The 16151-nt window shown below is 66.1% G+C and carries 20 protein-coding genes and 2 pseudogenes; 16 read left to right on the forward strand and 6 right to left on the reverse strand.

The genetic code is table 11. From position 1 onward, the window contains the following. From GJ693_RS07745 to ilvC, 6 genes and pseudogenes are all read left to right on the forward strand, one after another. Positions 1 to 406, forward strand: a pseudogene (locus GJ693_RS07745) (tRNA (adenosine(37)-N6)-dimethylallyltransferase MiaA); the annotation flags it as partial. Positions 407 to 544: 138 nt separating this feature from the next. Then, a complete protein-coding gene (locus tag GJ693_RS07750) occupies positions 545 to 814 on the forward strand; it encodes a hypothetical protein (RefSeq protein WP_156255748.1) in 270 nt (89 codons plus the stop codon). 109 nt (positions 815 to 923) lie between these two features. After that, positions 924 to 2672 (forward strand): acetolactate synthase 3 large subunit, encoded by a 1749-nt coding sequence (locus GJ693_RS07755; RefSeq protein ID WP_156255749.1) that lies wholly within the window; start codon positions 924 to 926, stop codon positions 2670 to 2672. Further along, positions 2672 to 2917 carry a hypothetical protein gene (locus tag GJ693_RS07760; RefSeq protein ID WP_156255750.1) on the forward strand — a complete coding sequence of 82 codons (246 nt, stop codon included), beginning with the start codon at positions 2672 to 2674 and terminating at the stop codon, positions 2915 to 2917. Before GJ693_RS07755 ends, GJ693_RS07760 begins: the two co-directional genes overlap by 1 nt. Further along, the gene (ilvN, locus tag GJ693_RS07765) at positions 2914 to 3423 is read left to right on the forward strand and encodes an acetolactate synthase small subunit (protein WP_156255751.1); all 510 of its coding nucleotides are present in this window, start codon (positions 2914 to 2916) and stop codon (positions 3421 to 3423) included. The genes GJ693_RS07760 and ilvN overlap by 4 nt, the downstream gene beginning before the upstream one ends. 42 nt (positions 3424 to 3465) lie before the next feature. Beyond that, positions 3466 to 4485 (forward strand): ketol-acid reductoisomerase, encoded by a 1020-nt coding sequence (gene ilvC, locus GJ693_RS07770; RefSeq protein WP_156255752.1) that lies wholly within the window; start codon positions 3466 to 3468, stop codon positions 4483 to 4485. A 136-nt stretch (positions 4486 to 4621) separates the two neighbouring features. Here ilvC and GJ693_RS07775 read toward each other — a convergent pair whose 3' ends face one another. Further along, positions 4622 to 5095 (reverse strand): DUF2721 domain-containing protein, encoded by a 474-nt coding sequence (locus GJ693_RS07775; protein ID WP_197042045.1) that lies wholly within the window; start codon positions 5093 to 5095, stop codon positions 4622 to 4624. Between the two features lie 221 nt (positions 5096 to 5316). On the opposite strand from GJ693_RS07775, the gene GJ693_RS07780 reads away from it, so the two are divergent. Both GJ693_RS07780 and GJ693_RS07785 read left to right on the forward strand, forming a co-directional pair. After that, positions 5317 to 6858, forward strand: coding sequence for a 2-isopropylmalate synthase (locus GJ693_RS07780; RefSeq protein ID WP_156255754.1), 1542 nt, complete (start codon positions 5317 to 5319; stop codon positions 6856 to 6858). Then, entirely contained in the window at positions 6855 to 7217 is a 363-nt protein-coding gene (locus tag GJ693_RS07785; protein WP_156255755.1) for a hypothetical protein, read from the forward strand. Before GJ693_RS07780 ends, GJ693_RS07785 begins: the two co-directional genes overlap by 4 nt. Here the strand turns inward: GJ693_RS07785 and GJ693_RS07790 are convergent. Together GJ693_RS07790 and GJ693_RS07795 are read right to left on the reverse strand one after the other, a co-directional pair. After that, the gene (locus GJ693_RS07790) at positions 7214 to 7849 is read right to left on the reverse strand and encodes a superoxide dismutase (RefSeq protein ID WP_156255756.1); all 636 of its coding nucleotides are present in this window, start codon (positions 7847 to 7849) and stop codon (positions 7214 to 7216) included. The two genes, GJ693_RS07785 and GJ693_RS07790, sit on opposite strands and share 4 nt — an antisense overlap. A 100-nt stretch (positions 7850 to 7949) precedes the next feature. After that, a complete protein-coding gene (locus GJ693_RS07795; protein WP_156255757.1) occupies positions 7950 to 8456 on the reverse strand; it encodes a gluconokinase in 507 nt (168 codons plus the stop codon). A 160-nt stretch (positions 8457 to 8616) separates the two neighbouring features. Here GJ693_RS07795 and rpsF point away from each other — a divergent pair, with 160 nt between their 5' ends. From rpsF to GJ693_RS07815, 4 genes are all read left to right on the forward strand, one after another. Continuing rightward, positions 8617 to 9054 (forward strand): 30S ribosomal protein S6, encoded by a 438-nt coding sequence (gene rpsF, locus GJ693_RS07800; protein ID WP_156255758.1) that lies wholly within the window; start codon positions 8617 to 8619, stop codon positions 9052 to 9054. An 11-nt stretch (positions 9055 to 9065) separates the two neighbouring features. Continuing rightward, positions 9066 to 9290, forward strand: a complete 225-nt coding sequence (rpsR, locus tag GJ693_RS07805) for a 30S ribosomal protein S18 (RefSeq protein WP_086115670.1) — start codon at positions 9066 to 9068, stop codon at positions 9288 to 9290. Positions 9291 to 9303: 13 nt separating this feature from the next. Continuing rightward, the gene (gene rplI / locus GJ693_RS07810) at positions 9304 to 9885 is read left to right on the forward strand and encodes a 50S ribosomal protein L9 (RefSeq protein ID WP_156255759.1); all 582 of its coding nucleotides are present in this window, start codon (positions 9304 to 9306) and stop codon (positions 9883 to 9885) included. Between the two features lie 94 nt (positions 9886 to 9979). Then, positions 9980 to 10264, forward strand: a complete 285-nt coding sequence (locus GJ693_RS07815; RefSeq protein ID WP_156255760.1) for a DUF3297 family protein — start codon at positions 9980 to 9982, stop codon at positions 10262 to 10264. Here the strand turns inward: GJ693_RS07815 and GJ693_RS07820 are convergent. Next, complete coding sequence (locus tag GJ693_RS07820; protein ID WP_156255761.1) at positions 10261 to 11361, reverse strand: endonuclease/exonuclease/phosphatase family protein; 1101 nt, start codon at positions 11359 to 11361, stop codon at positions 10261 to 10263. The two genes, GJ693_RS07815 and GJ693_RS07820, sit on opposite strands and share 4 nt — an antisense overlap. A gap of 118 nt (positions 11362 to 11479) precedes the next feature. On the opposite strand from GJ693_RS07820, the gene GJ693_RS07825 reads away from it, so the two are divergent. Next, positions 11480 to 12787 carry a replication-associated recombination protein A gene (locus tag GJ693_RS07825; protein WP_156255762.1) on the forward strand — a complete coding sequence of 436 codons (1308 nt, stop codon included), beginning with the start codon at positions 11480 to 11482 and terminating at the stop codon, positions 12785 to 12787. Continuing rightward, a complete protein-coding gene (locus GJ693_RS07830; RefSeq protein WP_156255763.1) occupies positions 12784 to 13599 on the forward strand; it encodes a hypothetical protein in 816 nt (271 codons plus the stop codon). Before GJ693_RS07825 ends, GJ693_RS07830 begins: the two co-directional genes overlap by 4 nt. On the opposite strand, the gene GJ693_RS07835 is transcribed toward GJ693_RS07830, so the two are convergent. Then, positions 13568 to 14881, reverse strand: a complete 1314-nt coding sequence (locus GJ693_RS07835; RefSeq protein WP_197042046.1) for an MFS transporter — start codon at positions 14879 to 14881, stop codon at positions 13568 to 13570. The genes GJ693_RS07830 and GJ693_RS07835 overlap by 32 nt on opposite strands. Then, positions 14871 to 15449 carry a VOC family protein gene (locus tag GJ693_RS07840; RefSeq protein WP_156255765.1) on the reverse strand — a complete coding sequence of 193 codons (579 nt, stop codon included), beginning with the start codon at positions 15447 to 15449 and terminating at the stop codon, positions 14871 to 14873. Before GJ693_RS07840 ends, GJ693_RS07835 begins: the two co-directional genes overlap by 11 nt. Positions 15450 to 15547: 98 nt before the next feature. Here GJ693_RS07840 and crcB point away from each other — a divergent pair, with 98 nt between their 5' ends. Both crcB and GJ693_RS07850 read left to right on the forward strand, forming a co-directional pair. Further along, the gene (gene crcB, locus GJ693_RS07845; protein WP_156255766.1) at positions 15548 to 15925 is read left to right on the forward strand and encodes a fluoride efflux transporter CrcB; all 378 of its coding nucleotides are present in this window, start codon (positions 15548 to 15550) and stop codon (positions 15923 to 15925) included. Then, positions 15925 to 16151, forward strand: a pseudogene (locus GJ693_RS07850) (RluA family pseudouridine synthase); the annotation flags it as partial. The gene crcB and the pseudogene GJ693_RS07850, both read left to right, overlap by 1 nt.

Here is a 16151-nt window from a genome sequence, read left to right on the forward strand (position 1 = left end):
CCGGCAGCGCACCCTGCGCGCGCTGGAGGTGGTGCGATCGACTGGGCGCACACTGGCCGACTGGCAACAGCAGCGCGAGGGCGGGCTTGGCGAGGGCGCCGTGCAGGGGTTCATCGTTGACCGGCCGCGCGCCGTCCTGCACGGCCGCGCCGAAGCCCGGCTGGCGGAGATGCTGGCGGCCGGTGCGCTCGAGGAGGTAGCAGCGTTGTTGGCCAGGGGGTTGCCATCCGATCTGCCGGTGATGAAGGCGCTGGCGGTGCCGCAGCTGGCGGCGCATCTTGCCGGTCGCCTCAGCCTGGCCGATGCGACGGGCGAGGCGCTGGTGGCGACGCGCCAGTATCAGAAGCGCCAGCAGACCTGGGCGCGCCACCAGTTCCCGGCGTGGACGCGTCTCGACCCCGCTTGACCGCAGTGCGGCAACCACTTGCCGCAACCCGCATGTCTCTGCCAACAATAGTGGACATTGTGCCCCTGTTAAGGACCGGGATGTCATGCGACGGTCATGTTGCAGTGCAATGCTGCGTGTGAATTTGCGGGGGAGTTTGTGATGGTGCGGGTGTTGGCGTTTCTGGCAGTGATGGCATTGGCGCAGCCGGCCGTTGCCATCCAGGTCGTCGAGGTCGCGGCCCCGGCCGATACGGGCTGCCCGCCCGGCGCGGCCGCTTGTGACACCGCTGCGCCGCCGGCGAGCACCGCACCGGCCGGTGAAGACGGCGTCGGACCCAAGACGGTCATCGCGGCAATGGTCGGCATCCTCGTGCTGGGCTTCAGCTTCGCCCGGCGCAAGAGCGGGTTGCCGGAAGTTGTTTCCTGATAGCCAGTTTGCGCATGAAAATTGCGCGAAAAAGGCTTGACCTGCCATTTTCCTTCCCATAACAGCAGCCGGCCGCTTGCTTGCGGCCGTCTTGCTTGGGATATTGATCATGGGCACGGAAATGACCGGCGCCGACATCGTTGTGCAGGCCCTCACCGAGCTGGGGGTGGAGGTGGTCTTTGGCTACCCCGGCGGCGCCGTGCTGCCGATCTATGATGCGCTGTTCCAGCAGAACCGCATCCGCCACATCCTGGTGCGCCACGAACAGGCCGCCGTGCACGCCGCCGAAGGCTATGCGCGCGCGTCGGGCAAGGTCGGTGTCGTGCTCGTCACCTCTGGCCCTGGCGCCACCAATGCCGTCACCGGCATCACCGATGCGCTGATGGATTCGATCCCGCTGGTCGTGCTCACCGGCCAGGTGCCGACGCATCTCATTGGCACCGATGCCTTCCAGGAATGCGACACGGTCGGCATCACGCGCCATTGTTCCAAGCATAATTATCTGGTGAAGGAGACGGCGAAGTTGGGCCCCGTGCTGCACGAGGCCTTCTACATCGCCCGCTCCGGCCGGCCTGGCCCGGTGGTGATCGATATCCCCAAGGACGTGCAGATCATGAAGGCCCGCTACGCCAAGCCGGGCACGATCGCGCACAAGACCTACAAGCCGCAGGTGAAAGGCGATCTCGCTGCCATCGAAGCGGCGGTGGACATGCTGGCCGCGGCCGAGCGCCCCATTCTCTACACGGGCGGCGGCATCATCAATAGCGGCCCTGTGGCTACCCAATTGCTGCGCGAGCTGGCCAAGGCGACCGGCGCGCCGGTGACGAGCACGCTGATGGGCCTGGGCACCATGCCCGACGATCACCCGCAATTCCTCGGCATGTTGGGCATGCACGGCAGTTACGAAGCCAATATGGCGATGAACCAGTGTGACCTGATGGTCTGCCTGGGCGCGCGTTTTGATGATCGGGTGACCGGCCGGCTGGATGCGTTCAGCCCCACCAGCCGCAAGATCCATGTCGATATCGATCGTTCCAGCTTCAACAAGACGGTGCGGGTCGATCTCGCCATCCAGGGCGATGTCGGCAGCGTCATGGAAGACATGCTGAAGGTCTGGCGGGCGCGCGGCCATCGCGCTGCCGATCAGAAGGCCTGGTGGGAACAGATCAAGGGCTGGCGCGCACGCAACTCGTTCGGGTTCGAACAGAAGGGCGAGGCGCTGCTGCCGCAGAAGGCCATCCAGCGGCTGTATGAGATGACCAAGGCGAAAAAGCCGATCATCTCCACGGAAGTCGGCCAGCACCAGATGTGGGCGGCTCAGCATTTCGGCTTCCATGATCCCAACAAGTGGCTGACCTCGGGCGGCCTCGGTACCATGGGCTATGGCCTGCCGGCGGCCATCGGCGCGCAACTGGCGTTTCCGGGCGCGCTGGTGATCGATATCGCTGGCGAAGCCAGCATCCAGATGAACATCCAGGAACTGGGCACGGCGACGCAATATCGCCTGCCGGTGAAGGTCTTCATCATCAACAATGAATATATGGGCATGGTGCGCCAGTGGCAGGAGCTGAACCACGGCGGCCGCTACAGCGAATCCTATTCCGACAGCCTGCCGGATTTCGTCATGCTGGCGCAGGCCTATGGCTGGAAGGGCATCACCATCGAGGGGCCGGACGATCTGGATGCCGGCATCCAGGCGATGCTCGATCACCCCGGCCCGGTGATGGTCGATTGCCGGGTGGCCAAGCTCGCCAACTGCTTCCCGATGATCCCGTCGGGCGCCGCGCACACCGATATGATCCTGTCGGCTGCCGATGAACGCGGCGAGGCGGACGATGACGCGAAGGCGCTGGTGTGATGAGAAAGAGGGCCGGACCGAGTATCGTCGTTCGCAATGCTGACCGCGATGAGGCGCAGCTGCTTTTCATTGCCGCAGGATTCACGCCTGTTGCGGAAGTTGTTGATGAAGGCGACATGACACGCTTCTTTTTCGACCGTCTGGCCGACGAGCAATTGCATCGGCTGGCGAACGCGATCCCGCCGTCGATGTATGCTAAGCGCGCCATTGTCGGCGGCTATCCGTTTGAAGATTTGAACCAATGAAACACCTCCCCTCCGAACGGCACACGCTGTCGATCCTGGTTGATAACGAGGCCGGCGTGCTGGCGCGCATCGTCGGCCTGTTCTCGGCGCGCGGTTACAATATCGAGAGCCTGACCGTGGCCGATGTCTCCGACGATCATGCCGTCAGCCGCATCACCGTTGTCACCAGCGGGCCGCCGCCGGTGATCGAGCAGATCCTGGCCCAGCTGGACCGGCTGGTGCCGGTGCACCGGGTGATCGACCTCACCGCCTATGGGCCCCACGTTGAGCGCGAGATGGCGCTGGTGAAGGTGGCCGGCGTGGGCGACAAGCGGGTGGAAGCGCTGCGGCTGGCCGATATTTTCCGGGCGCGGCCGGTGGATACCAGCACGGCGAGTTTCGTGTTCGAGGTGTCGGGCTCCACCGAGAAGGTCAATCAGTTCATCACGCTGATGCGGGAGGTGGGCCTGGTCGAGGTCGCCCGCACCGGGGTTGTTGCCATCGCACGGGGTGCGGAGGCGGTTTGATCATTCGCTCTGCCGCTGCAGGGCCACACAAGGGAAACGAGAATGCGCGTTTATTATGATGCCGATGCCGATGTTGGCCTGATCAAGGGCAAGAAGGTCGCCATCGTTGGCTATGGCAGCCAGGGCCATGCCCACGCCCAGAATCTGCGCGATTCCGGTGTTGCCAATGTCGCCATTGCACTGCGCCCCGGTTCGGCCACCGCCAAGAAGGCGGAAGGCGCCGGCTTCAAGGTGCTGAGCAATGCCGAAGCCGCGGCCTGGGCCGACGTGATCATGGTGCTGGCACCCGATGAGCACCAGGCCGCCATCTATTCCGACGATCTGGCTGCCAACATGAAGCCCGGCGCGGCGCTCGCCTTTGCCCACGGCCTCAACGTGCATTTCGGCCTGATCGAGCCGCGCGCCGATATCGACGTGTTCATGATCGCGCCCAAGGGCCCGGGCCACACGGTGCGTTCGGAATATCAGAAGGGCGGCGGCGTGCCCTGCCTGATCGCCATCCACCAGGATGCCAGCGGCAATGCCCACGACGTGGCGCTGTCCTACGCCTCGGCTATCGGTGGCGGCCGCTCCGGCGTCATCCAGACGACCTTCAAGGAAGAGTGCGAAACCGATCTGTTCGGCGAGCAGGCCGTGCTGTGCGGCGGGCTTTCGCACCTGATCATGGCCGGCTTCGAAACGCTGGTGGAAGCCGGCTATGCACCCGAAATGGCCTATTTCGAGTGCCTGCACGAAGTGAAGCTGATCGTCGACCTGATGTATGAAGGCGGCATCGCCAACATGCGCTACTCCATCTCCAACACCGCCGAATATGGCGACATCACCACCGGCCCGCGCATCATCACCGATGAAACCAAGGCCGAGATGAAGCGCGTGCTGGCCGATATCCAGGGCGGCCGCTTCGTGAAGAACTTCATCCTCGACAACCGCGCCGGCCAGCCGGAGCTGAAGGCCAGCCGCAAGGCTGCCGCTGCCCACCCGATCGAGGAAACCGGCGCCCGCCTGCGCGCCATGATGCCGTGGATCGCCAAGAACCAGCTGGTGGACAAGGCACGCAACTGAGCGGCTGTCGGCATGCGCAGCTTGGTGACAGACCCGCTGTTGCGCGGCCAGCGAGCGAAAAGGGCGGCCCCAACAGGCCGCCCTTTTTTGACTCGTCTGGCGGCGCGGCTTTGCCGCGACGCCCTGCCTTTCTCTTCTATTCGCTCGCCGGGCGGCGCTGGGCCAGCAGGTCCGCCGCGCGCACGCGCACGCTGCGCAGCGCCAGCTGCACTTCCCACAGGAACAGCATCAGCCCGCCGGTGAGCATCAGCGTCGCCGCCACGAACATCCACGCCACCACGGCTTCAAGCCGACCGCCAAGCAATTGTTCGAGGAACAGCAGCGCCACCACCAGGCAGACGAGCAGCGCAGCCATGGTGCACAAAGCAATCGCCCAGTTGGCGGCGGCCATGCGCTTGGCCAGCACGGCCAGATCATCGATGGCGATACGGCGCTTTTCGGCGGCATAGCCGGCCATGCTGGCCTCCAGATGGCGCGACCGGTCCACCACGCGCGACAGGCGGTGCACCATGACGTTGAGCATGCCGGCAATCGCGGTGAGCAGGAACACCGGCGCCAGCGCGCTCTGGATCGCCGAGCCGATGTTGGCGGTGGAAATGATCTGGTCCATCGTGCCATCAAGCCGTGCAATGGCGGCAACTGCAAGGCGGCATCTTGCGCTGCAGCCCCGCTTCACGGTAATGAGAGCCATGGCTTTCCGTTCGGCCCTCATTCTCCTGCGACTTACACGCCCTCGGGCGTGACGCTGGCTGCTGGGCATGTTCCCTCGGCCACGCGCCTTGAGGGGTTGAACCTGACACTCTAAAATCCAGCGTTCAGACAGGCAGAGCCATGACCACCAACCATATTCGCATTTTCGACACCACCCTGCGCGACGGGGAGCAATCCCCCGGCTGCTCGATGAATCTCGAGGAAAAACTGAAAGTCGCCGCTCAGCTGGAAGCGTTGGGGGTGGACATCATCGAAGCCGGCTTCGCCATTGCATCGGAAGGCGATTTCGAAGCCGTGCAGGCCGTCGCCAACATGTGCGACACCGCCATCGTCGCCAGCCTGGCCCGTGCCGCCGCGCCCGATATCGAACGGGCCTGGGCGGCGCTGAAGGGCGCGAAACAGCCGCGCATCCACACCTTCATCGCGACCTCGCCGCTGCACATGAAGGTGAAGCTGAACAAGTCGCCGGAAGAGGTGCTGGAGGCGATCCGCCAGTCGGTGAGCATGGCGCGCAACCTGTGCCCGGACGTCGAATGGTCGGCCGAGGATGCCACCCGCTCCGATCCGGATTTCCTGTGCCGGGCGGTGGAAACCGCGATCAACGCCGGGGCGACGACGATCAACCTGCCCGACACGGTGGGTTATGCGACGCCGGCCACCTATGGCGCGATGTTCAGGGACGTCATCACCCGCGTGCCCAACGCCGATCAGGCGATCTTCTCCACCCATTGCCACAATGATCTGGGTCTGGCCGTGGCGAATACGCTCAGTGCCATCATGGCCGGCGCCCGGCAGGTGGAAGCCACGGTCAACGGCATCGGCGAGCGCGCCGGCAATGCCGCGGTGGAGGAAATCGCCATGGCGCTGAAGGTGCGCCACGACGTGATGCCCTATGAAACCCGCATCGTCTCCACCGAGATCACCCGCGCCAGCCGGCTGGTTTCGGGCGTGACCGGCATGCAGGTGCAGGCCAACAAGGCCATCGTCGGTGCCAACGCCTTCGCGCATGAAAGCGGCATCCACCAGGATGGCATGCTGAAGGACTCGTCCACCTACGAGATCATGACGCCGGACAGCGTGGGCCAGGGCGCCACCAACCTGGTGCTGGGCAAGCATTCGGGCCGCGCCGCCTTCCGCTCGAAGCTGGCGGAAATGGGCTATGACCTCAGCGACAACGAGTTCGGCGATGCCTTCAAGCGCTTCAAGGATCTGGCCGATGCCAAGAAGCAGGTGTTTGACGAGGATATTGTCGCGCTGGTCGATGACGAAGTGCTGCGCGGGCACGACCGCATCCAGGTGACGGAAGTGGAGGTCTATTGCGGCAGCAATGGCCCGCAGCGCGCCATCCTGACGCTGAACATCGACGGCGAGGAGCACACGGCGGCCACCCGCGGCAATGGCCCCGTCGACGCGCTGTTCAACGCCATCCGCAAGCTGGTGCCGCATGAGGAGGCCGTGCTCAACCTCTACCAGGTCCACGCCGTCACAGCCGGCACCGATGCCCAGGCCGAAGTCAGCGTGGTGCTGGCCGAACATGGCCGCACCGTGCGCGGCACCGGGGCGCATACCGACACGCTGGTGGCAAGTGCGCGCGCCTATGTGAACGCGCTCAACAAGCTGATCGTCAAGCGCGGCAAGTCGGCGCTCAGCGCGGCGGGGTGAGCCGGCTCGTCATCGTCTACAACGCCAATGCCGGTCTGCTGGCGGGCGCGATGGACAGCATCCACAAGCTGATCGCGCCCGCCACCTATCCGTGCCGCCTGTGCGCGCTCACCCACGGCTTTTTCACCATGCGGCGCGACTGGCGGGCCTTCGTGGACGGGCTGGGGATGGCGACCGTTGTCCATCACCGCCCGGATTTCCGCCTGGCCTTTCCGGCCGCCGCCGATTGGCCGCTGCCGCTGCTGGCGGTGGAGGAGGGCGGTGCGCTGCGCCAACTGGTCAGCGCTGCCGAGCTTGCCGGCCTGCCCGATCTGGCCGCGCTGATCGCGATGCTGCGGGAGCGACTGCCGCGCGTCTAGGCGGCCGCCGGATGGCGCCATTTCTTGCCCCGGCCTTGCGCCGCGGCATATTGCTTGTCGGCAAAGGCCCAGTTGGGCAATGCTTCGAACCAGGCCTCCAGAAAGCCCTTCCGATCGTTCTGGTGATCAAGATAATAGGCATGTTCCCACACGTCGCACACCATCAGCGGCGTGGCGCCGGTTTCGCCGCGCCAGTCATCGGCATCGTGGCTCACGGTCACGGCCAGCGCGCCGGCATGATCGGCGACCAGCCACACCCAGCCTGATCCGAACTGCGCGACGCCGGCCGCGACTAATTCGGCCTTCAGCGCCTGAAATCCGCCCAGCTGCAGAGCGATGGCCTTGGCCAGATCGCCCGCCGGCGGTGCCCGCTCTGGGGTCATGGCGTCCCAGAAGAAACTGTGGTTGCGCACCTGTGCCGCGGTGTTGAACAGCGCCCGGTTGCCGCCGCTTTCGGCAGCCGCAATCACCTCCTCCAGCGTGTCGGGCACGATATCGGCCTCCGACAGCAGGGCGTTGAGCGTCTTCACATAGCCACCGTGGTGCTTCTCGTGATGGAAATGCAGCGTGCGTTCGGACATCACCGGTTCCAGAGCATCGTGGGGATAGGGCAACGGTGCGAGGCTGAACATGGGGGCAAACTCCAGCCCCCGCCCACCGGGAGGCAGGCATTTCGGAGGCGAGCGTAGAGCCTAGGCTGCCCGGCCAGCGGTCAGCAGCGCCGGAAACCACTCACGCAGGTGTTTGCCGCAGTTGCGCAAGGATGGCCGCGACCTGCCGTGCCGTTGGCCACTCGGCCTCGACATGCCACGCCGGCTCGTCAGCACCGGGTTCCTCCAGGATGGCGAACTGGCTGGCGGTCAGATGGGCGGGCCAGAAATGGTCGGGGCGGGCCTGGGCGCGGGCGGTTGCCAGTTCGGGCGTGATGCGGATCAGCACATAATGCACGTTGGCATGCGCGGCGTAGAGCCCGTTGCGATAGGCGCGCTTCAAGGCAGAGGCGCTGATCACCCCGCCGCCGGTTCCCCACGTCGCCAGTTGCGCCGCGCAGGCAGCCAGCCAGGGCGCCCGATCGTCGTCATCAAGCGGCTGGCCGGTCGCCATCTTGGCCTTGTTGGCCGGCGGGTGCAGATCATCGCCATCGCGGAACGGCACGCCCAGCGCTGTGGCCAGCGCGGCGGCCAGGGTGGTCTTGCCACAGCCGGCGACGCCGCCAACAACGATGAGGGGAAGGGCCATGGCGTGCCTTGTCCCACAGGCCAGAATCGCTTGCAATCACCTGGACCTTGCGCCATACGCGCCGCTTCGCCGTGCGGAGCCATGCTTCGTGGGGTGATGGACGCCAGCCGGAGGGGCGTGGGCATTGTGCCCCGTCAACGATCGGCACGAGGAGAGAGAGATGCCGTTTTACGAGCATGTCTTCCTGGCGCGTCAGGACCTGACCACTGCGCAGGTTGAGACGCTGACGGAAGGCTTCACCAAGGTTCTGGCCGACGGCAAGGGCCGGGTTGCGAACAGCGAATATTGGGGCCTGCGCACGCTGGCCTATCGCATCGCCAAGAACCGCAAGGCGCATTACGTGATGCTCAACATCGACGCCCCGGCCACTGCCGTGGCCGAAATGGAGCGCCAGGTGGGCCTCAACGAAGATATCATCCGTTCCATGACCGTGCGCGTTGACGCGCTGTCGGCCGAACCGTCGGCGATGACCCGCCGCGGTGACCGCGCCGAGCGTGAAGGTGGCCGCGAAGGCGGTCGCGAAGGCCGTGAAGGCCGCGGTGATCGTGATGGCGGCGCCCCGCGTGGTGAACGCCCGCGCCGCGAACCGCGCGCTTAAGGGAGGGACATATGGGACGTCCGTTTTTCCGCCGCCGCAAGTCGTGCCCCTTCTCGGGCCCGAACGCCCCCGCCATCGACTACAAGGACGTGCGCCTGTTGCAGGGCTTCGTGTCTGAGCGTGGCAAGATCGTGCCGGCCCGCATCACCGCGGTTTCGGCCAAGAAGCAGCGCGAACTGGCCAAGGCCATCAAGCGCGCCCGCCACCTGGGCCTGCTGCCCTATCTGGTGAAGTGAGGAGCGCCTGACCATGCATGTCATCCTGCTCGAACGCGTTGAAAAGCTTGGCACCATTGGCGACATCGTCAATGTGAAGCCGGGTTTCGCCCGCAATTTCCTGCTGCCCCGCGGCAAGGCCTTGCGCGCCACCGACGCCAACAAGGCCCGTTTCGAAGCCGATCGCGCCCGCATCGAGGCCGATAACGCCAAGCGCCGCGACATCGCCCGTTCGGAATCGCGTGAGATCGAAGGCGCCAGCGTCGTCATGATCCGCGCCGCCTCCGGCACCGGCCAGCTCTATGGTTCGGTCGCTGCCCGCGATCTGGCCGAAGCGCTGACCAACGGCGGTCACAAGGTCCACAAGAACCAGATCGTCCTCGACAAGCCGATCAAGACCCTGGGCGTGCACGACGTGAAGGTCGCGCTGCACCCGGAAGTGGTCGTGATGGTCAAGGTGAACATCGCCCGTTCGCCGGAAGAGGCCGAACTGCAGGCCAAGGGCGTCGACGTGGTCGCCACCGCCGAGCGCGAGGAAGCCGGCTTCACCGAAGCCTTCGATCCGAACGCCGAGCCCGGCACACTGCCGATGGACGAAGACACCGCCGAAGCCTGATCGGGCTGCGCGCGAACAATCGGGGCCGTGGGCGCTGCCGCCCGCGGCCCCTTTTTCTTGCCGGCAACGCCACTTGCCCCTATGGAAACCCGCCATGACCGACACGCCCGAAACCGCCCCCGAAACGCCGGCTGAAACGCCTGTCGCTGACAGCCCGCCGGATCGCCTGTCGGTGAACCCGCGCAGCGACTTCCACGATTGGGACATGCTGCGCCGCGGCGTCGGCATCCGCTTCAATGGTGTGGAGCGGACGAATGTGGAGGAGTATTGCATTTCCGAAGGCTGGATCCGTGTCGCCGCCGGCAAGAGCCTTGATCGCAAGGGCAACCCGCTCACCATCAAGCTGAACGGCACTGTAGAGGCCTGGTTCAAGAGCTAGATCGCGAGATCGACCCAGATCGCGGCATGGTCCGATGCGCTCTGCACCGTGGATTCGAGCGTGTCATAGATCGGCCAGGGCGGCTTGGTCTTGCCGGGCCGCATGCCGCTGCGAATGACGCCTGATGCGGTGGCCTTGGCGGCCAGGGCCGGGGACAGCAGGATATAATCGATCTTGGTGCCGGCTCGGCAATTGCCATGCGTGCCGGGAAAGCCGCCATCATTGTGCACCGGCAGTGTGAAGATGTCGGCGAGATCGGTACCGGCCAGCAACGGCGCCAGTGGCGCGGAATCGGGCGTGTCGTTGAAATCGCCCATGATGGCGATGCGATCGATGCCGGCGGTGCGGTGCGCCTTGTAGATGCCGGCAACCCGCGTCGCCTCGTCCTTGCGCTTGGCCTGGGAGGCCGCATCATTGCCGCCGAACTTCGATTTGAAATGGCAGAGCATGATCAGCAGCGGTCCGCTGGCGGTTTCGAGGTGAAATTCCGGGCAATCGCGGCTGAACAGCACCCGGCCGTTGGCGCGGCGATCATCGACCCGGCTGCGCATCGTGCCGATCGGCAGCGTCTTGCGGGTCATCAAGCCGACGTCGATGCCGCGATCATCATTGCCATCGATCAGCATGACGTGGCGGAAGGCCTGGCCACCGACGGCGCTGCTGGCCAGGATTTCGCTGTTGAACGCGGCCAGGGACGGTCGATCCTCGGCCTCGACCACGCCCAGGATGTCGGCCTTCAAATCGCGGACCACCATGGCGGTGTGCAGCATGGCGGCATGGTTGACCGGCTGGCGCTTCAGCTCGAGCGAGCCAACCCAATCGGCGCGGCCATCAGCGACGATTCGGGGCGGCCCGGTTTGGGGCCGGCTGAGCAGGCTGCCGCGGCTCTGGCGCAAGATCACATTGCGGTTCTCATCGGCCTTCAGCAGCCCGAGGATGGTGAATTCGTCGATGATCTGCTGCCTCGACGCCGAATAATCGGCCTGGGCCAGCAGCGCCTGGGCGCGGCCAAAGGCGGCCAGCACGGCCTGGTTGTCATCGTCGAAGGCGCGGGCGCGATCGAAGAGATTCTCGACATTGAATGCGGCCAGTCGCATCGCATGGACTCCCCCAAGCTGCTGACCCGAACGGGAGTGTGACTCCAAGCCGTGACAGGCGCAAGAACGCCGCAACCAGCGTCTTGCCAAGCGCCGCGCTTTGCGGCTTGGCTGGGCCATGGCCGATCTGTTTGCCGCCGATGATCCCGGGCCGCCGGCGACCGCGCCGCTGGCCGAACAGTTGCGCCCGCGCACCCTGGCCGAGGTGGTGGGGCAGGATCATCTCACCGGCCCCGATGGCGCCATCACCCGCATGGTGGCGACGGGCAGCCTGTCCAGCCTGATCTTCTGGGGCCCGCCCGGCACCGGCAAGACCACCATCGCCCGCCTGCTGGCCACTGCCGCTGGAATGCGCTTTGTCGCCATTTCCGCGGTGTTCGCCGGCGTGGCGGATCTGAAGAAGCTGTTTGCCGAGGCCCGTGAGGCCGCCCGCGCCGGCCAGCGCACGCTGTTGTTCGTGGACGAAATCCACCGCTTCAACCGCGCCCAGCAGGATGGCTTCCTCGGCCCGATGGAGGACGGCACCATCACGCTGGTCGGGGCCACCACCGAAAACCCCAGTTTCGAACTGAACGCCGCCATCCTGTCACGCGCCCGCGTGCTGATCGTGCGCCGGCTCGACGAAGCGGCGCTGGCCGATCTGCTTATCCGTGCTGAAGCCCATGCCGGCCAGGCTCTGCCGGTGACCGATGACGCCCGCGCGGCGCTGATTGCCTCGGCCGATGGCGACGGCCGTTTTCTGCTTGGGCAGGCCGAAAGCCTGTTTGCGCTTGGGGATGTGCCGGCGATGGCCCCGGCTGATCTCGCCGCGTTCCTGCATCGCCGCATGCCAGTCTATGACAAGGACCGCGAGGGCCATTACGGGCTGATCTCTGCGCTCCACAAGAGCTTGCGCGGTTCCGATCCCGATGCCGCGCTCTATTGGCTGGCGCGCATGCTGGTGGCGGGTGAGGAGCCGCTCTACCTGCTGCGCCGGCTGGTGCGCTTTGCCAGCGAGGATATCGGCCTGGCTGACAGCAACGCGCTGCGCGTCTGCCTCGATGCCAAGGACGCCTATGATTTCCTCGGCAGCCCGGAAGGTGAACTCGCCATCGTCCACGCCTGCCTCTATCTCGCCACCGCACCCAAATCCAATGCGGCTTATGTGGCGGAAAAGGCGGCGCGAAAGCTCGCCGCCAGCACAGGCTCGCTGCAGCCGCCAGCCCATATCCTGAATGCGCCGACCCGGCTGATGAAGGAGCTGGGCTATGGCCAGGGCTATGCCTATGACCATGACGCGCCCGACGGCTTTTCCGGCCAGAACTACTGGCCTGACGGCATGGCGGCGCAGGGTCTCTACACCCCCAGCCCGCGCGGCATGGAAGCGCGCATCGCCGAACGGCTGGCGGAGTGGACGCGCCGCCGGGCGGCGCTGCGACCATCATGAGGTTCAGCCGTTTTGTCGGCATCGACTGGTCGGGCGCGAAGGGGGAGCGGCACCCGTCCATCCAGGTCGCCGTGTGCAATGCCGGGGATACGGCGCCGGCGCTGGTGCTGCCGCCATCCGGCATCTGGTCGCGGGCCGGCGTGCTTGATTGGCTGGGCAGGCTGTCCGGCGATGTGCTGGTGGGGATGGATGCCGGCTTCGGCTTTGCCTCCGTGCCGCCATTCCTGGGCCCGGCGCGCGACCTGTGGGCCGAGGTGGAGGCAGTGTGCGCCGGCGAGGCTGACCTGGGCGGGCATGGCTTCATCGCACATCGGCGCGAGGCTTTCTGGCTTGGCGCCGCCGATGGCCCCCGTCAGGCCCGCGCGCATCTGAGGGTAACGGAGCAGGTGTACAAGGCGAGCGGGCTGGGGGTGCCGACCTCCAATTTCGTGCTGCTGGGCGCCAGCCAGGTCGGCAAGGCGACGCTCACCGCGATGCGGCTGCTGCACCGCCTTGATTGGCCGGTGTGGCCGTTCGATCCGCTGCCCGCCCGCGGTCCGGTCATCCTCGAAATTTATGCCCAGGCCTTTGCCCGGCTGGGCGGGTTCCGCGGCAAGCTGCGCGATGGAGACAGCCTCAACGCCGCCTTGGCGCGCCATGGCAGCCGGCCGATGCCCGCCGGCTTTCCGACGATCTTTCCAGATCATGTTGGTGATGCGCTCATCACCGCGGCTGGCCTGCGCGCCATCGCCCACCAGCCGCAGTGGTGGCAGCCGCCAGCGCTGACCCCGGCGATCGCGGTTACGGAGGGCTGGACGTTCGGCGTGGTCTGACCAGGTGCTGGCGATGCAGGATCAGGATGCTCAGCGCCACGCAGCCGGCAATCGCCGCCATCCCGGCGTCATAGCCGCCGGTCGCATCGCGGGCCACGCCCAGCGCGCTGGTGCTGAGGAAACTGCCGAACTGGCCGAAGGTGTTGACCGCCGCGATGCCGACGGCGCGGTGGCGCTCGTGCAATTGCTCCGACACCAGCGCCCAGAACACCGGGTGGGAAGGCAGGTTCAGCGCCGCGATCGCCAGCGCCGCAGCCATTGCCAGCACCGGCGATGTGGTCACGCCCAGAACCACGAAGGCCACGCCCACCAGCGCCCACGGCAGCAGCACGTGCCAATGCCGCTCCTGCCGCCGGTCGCTGTGCCAGCCCAGCGCCAGCAGCACGACCACCCCAACCATGCCGCCAATGGTGACCAGTTGCCCGACAGCGGCCGTGCCCAGCCCGGTCTGCTCTGCCAGGATCAGCGGCATCGAATAGAGATAGGCATTGACCGAGCCGGCGAGCAGCAGCCAGGCGATGCCAAGGCCCAGGATCTGGCGATCGGCCAGGGCACGCAGCATGCTGCCGTGCTGCGGGCCGGCAATGGCGGCGGCATCGGCCGCGAGCTGGCCGGTCAGCCAGTGTTTCTCCGCCGCTGACAGCCAGCCGACCTGTTCCGGTCGGTCCGGCAGCCAGCGCCAGATGACGAGACCGGTGATGATGGCCGGGCCGGCTTCCAGCAGCAGCAGCCATTGCCAACCGGCCAGGCCCAGCGCGCCATCCAGCCCAAGCAACGGCGCCGACACGAGGCCGAGCACCGCTTGGCTGGCCGGCTGGGCGATATAGAAGCGGCTGACCACCCGGCCGCGCCACTGCGCCGGAAACCACAGGCTGGCATAGAAGAGGATGGAGGGGAAAAAGCCCGCCTCCGCCGCGCCGAGCAGGAAGCGCAGCACATAATATTGGAACGGGGTGGTGACGAACATCTGCGCCGCCGAGATCAGCCCCCAGCTGATCATGATGCGCGTCACCCAGACCCTTGTGCCAAAGCGCATCATCAGCATGTTCGACGGCACTTCCAGCAGGGCATAGCTGACGAAGAACAGTCCGCCGGCAAAGCCGTAGACGCTGGCCGTGAAGCCCAGGTCGCGGTTCATGGATTCAGCCGCAAAGCTGATGTTGATGCGGTCGACGATGGCGACCAGATAGGCAGTGAACAGCATCGGCAGCAGGCGCCACTGCGCCCGCTTCATCACGCGATCAGGCAGGCCCTTGTCGGAGCCGTCGGCTTCAGATGCCATGCGCGGCCGGAATCGGGGACGGCGGCCCCTCCGGCATGACCAGCAGTTCCGTCTCGCTGGCACCAGCCTCGGCCCTGGCAAGCAGCGCATCCGGATCCCAGGTCACGCCCACCGGATTGGCGGCCATGGCAGGCCCGGCCATGAAGTCATTGGCCTCGGCAACGCTCATCGCATCGGCCTGGAATTCCATGCGGTTGTCATCGGGATCGGCGTAGTAGAGCGACAGGGTGGGGCCGTGATGCACCGGCCAATAGGGCAGGATGCCGTCGGCTTTCAGACGCTTGTAGGTGCTCAGCAGGTCGTGCGCGCTGGCAAAGGTCCAGGCGACATGGTTCACTCCGATCTCGCCCCGCGAACCGGCATCGGGCGCAGCGTCAGGGGCTTTGGGCCGCATCACCTCCAGGTTGGCAAAGGCGAAGCGGTGATGTTCCTCATCGAAGGTGAGAAAAGCCAGCGCCGGATCGCGGTGGACGACATGGGCCTGGAACACGGTTTCATACCAGGCGATCATGCGGTCGAACTGGCGTGTCTGATAGACGACATGCGCCAGCGTGCGTGGCTTCGACATGGTTTGCCCTCCCCCAGAAGTTGCGACAGGCTGCACTCTCGCCGCGCGATTGGCAATCCCGGCGCAATCCCGCTAAGGGGAGCGCGATGAACCCCACCATGCCCCATCTGCTGCTGGTCGCCCTTGGGGGCGCGCTGGGATCGATGCTGCGCTATGGAGTCGGCCGCTGGGCGATCGTGATGATGGGCCCGGGCTTTCCGTTCGGTACCTTCGCCGTCAATATCCTGGGCGGCTTGCTGATGGGCCTCCTGGCCGGCTGGCTGGCGCGCACCAGCCAGGGTGGCGAAGAATTGCGGCTGCTGCTCGGCGTTGGCGTGCTCGGCGGCTTCACCACCTTTTCGGCCTTTTCACTGGAAGTCTACAACATGATCACAAGGGCCGAAATCGCGCTGGCCGCCGCCTATTCGGTCTCAAGCGTGGCGGGCAGCGTGCTGGCGGTGCTGGCCGGGGTGTGGCTGATGCGGGGCGTTGCCTGATGCCCACTGCAATCATCGCCGAGGATGACGACGGCATCCGCCTCGATCGCTGGTTCCAGCGCCACACCAAGGATGTCAGCTTCAACATCGTCTCGCGCTGGTCGAAATCCGGCGCGGTGCGGCTGGATGGCGCCAAGGCCGGCCCCGGCGACCGGGTCGCCGCCGGGCAAAGCCTGACCTGGCCTGACGAACTGCCGGTGCCGGCCGCCAGCCGCCCGACCGAGCG

The sequence above is a fragment of the Sandarakinorhabdus oryzae genome, from assembly GCF_009733735.1.
In the GTDB taxonomy this organism is placed as follows: Bacteria; Pseudomonadota; Alphaproteobacteria; order Sphingomonadales; family Sphingomonadaceae; genus Sandarakinorhabdus; species Sandarakinorhabdus oryzae.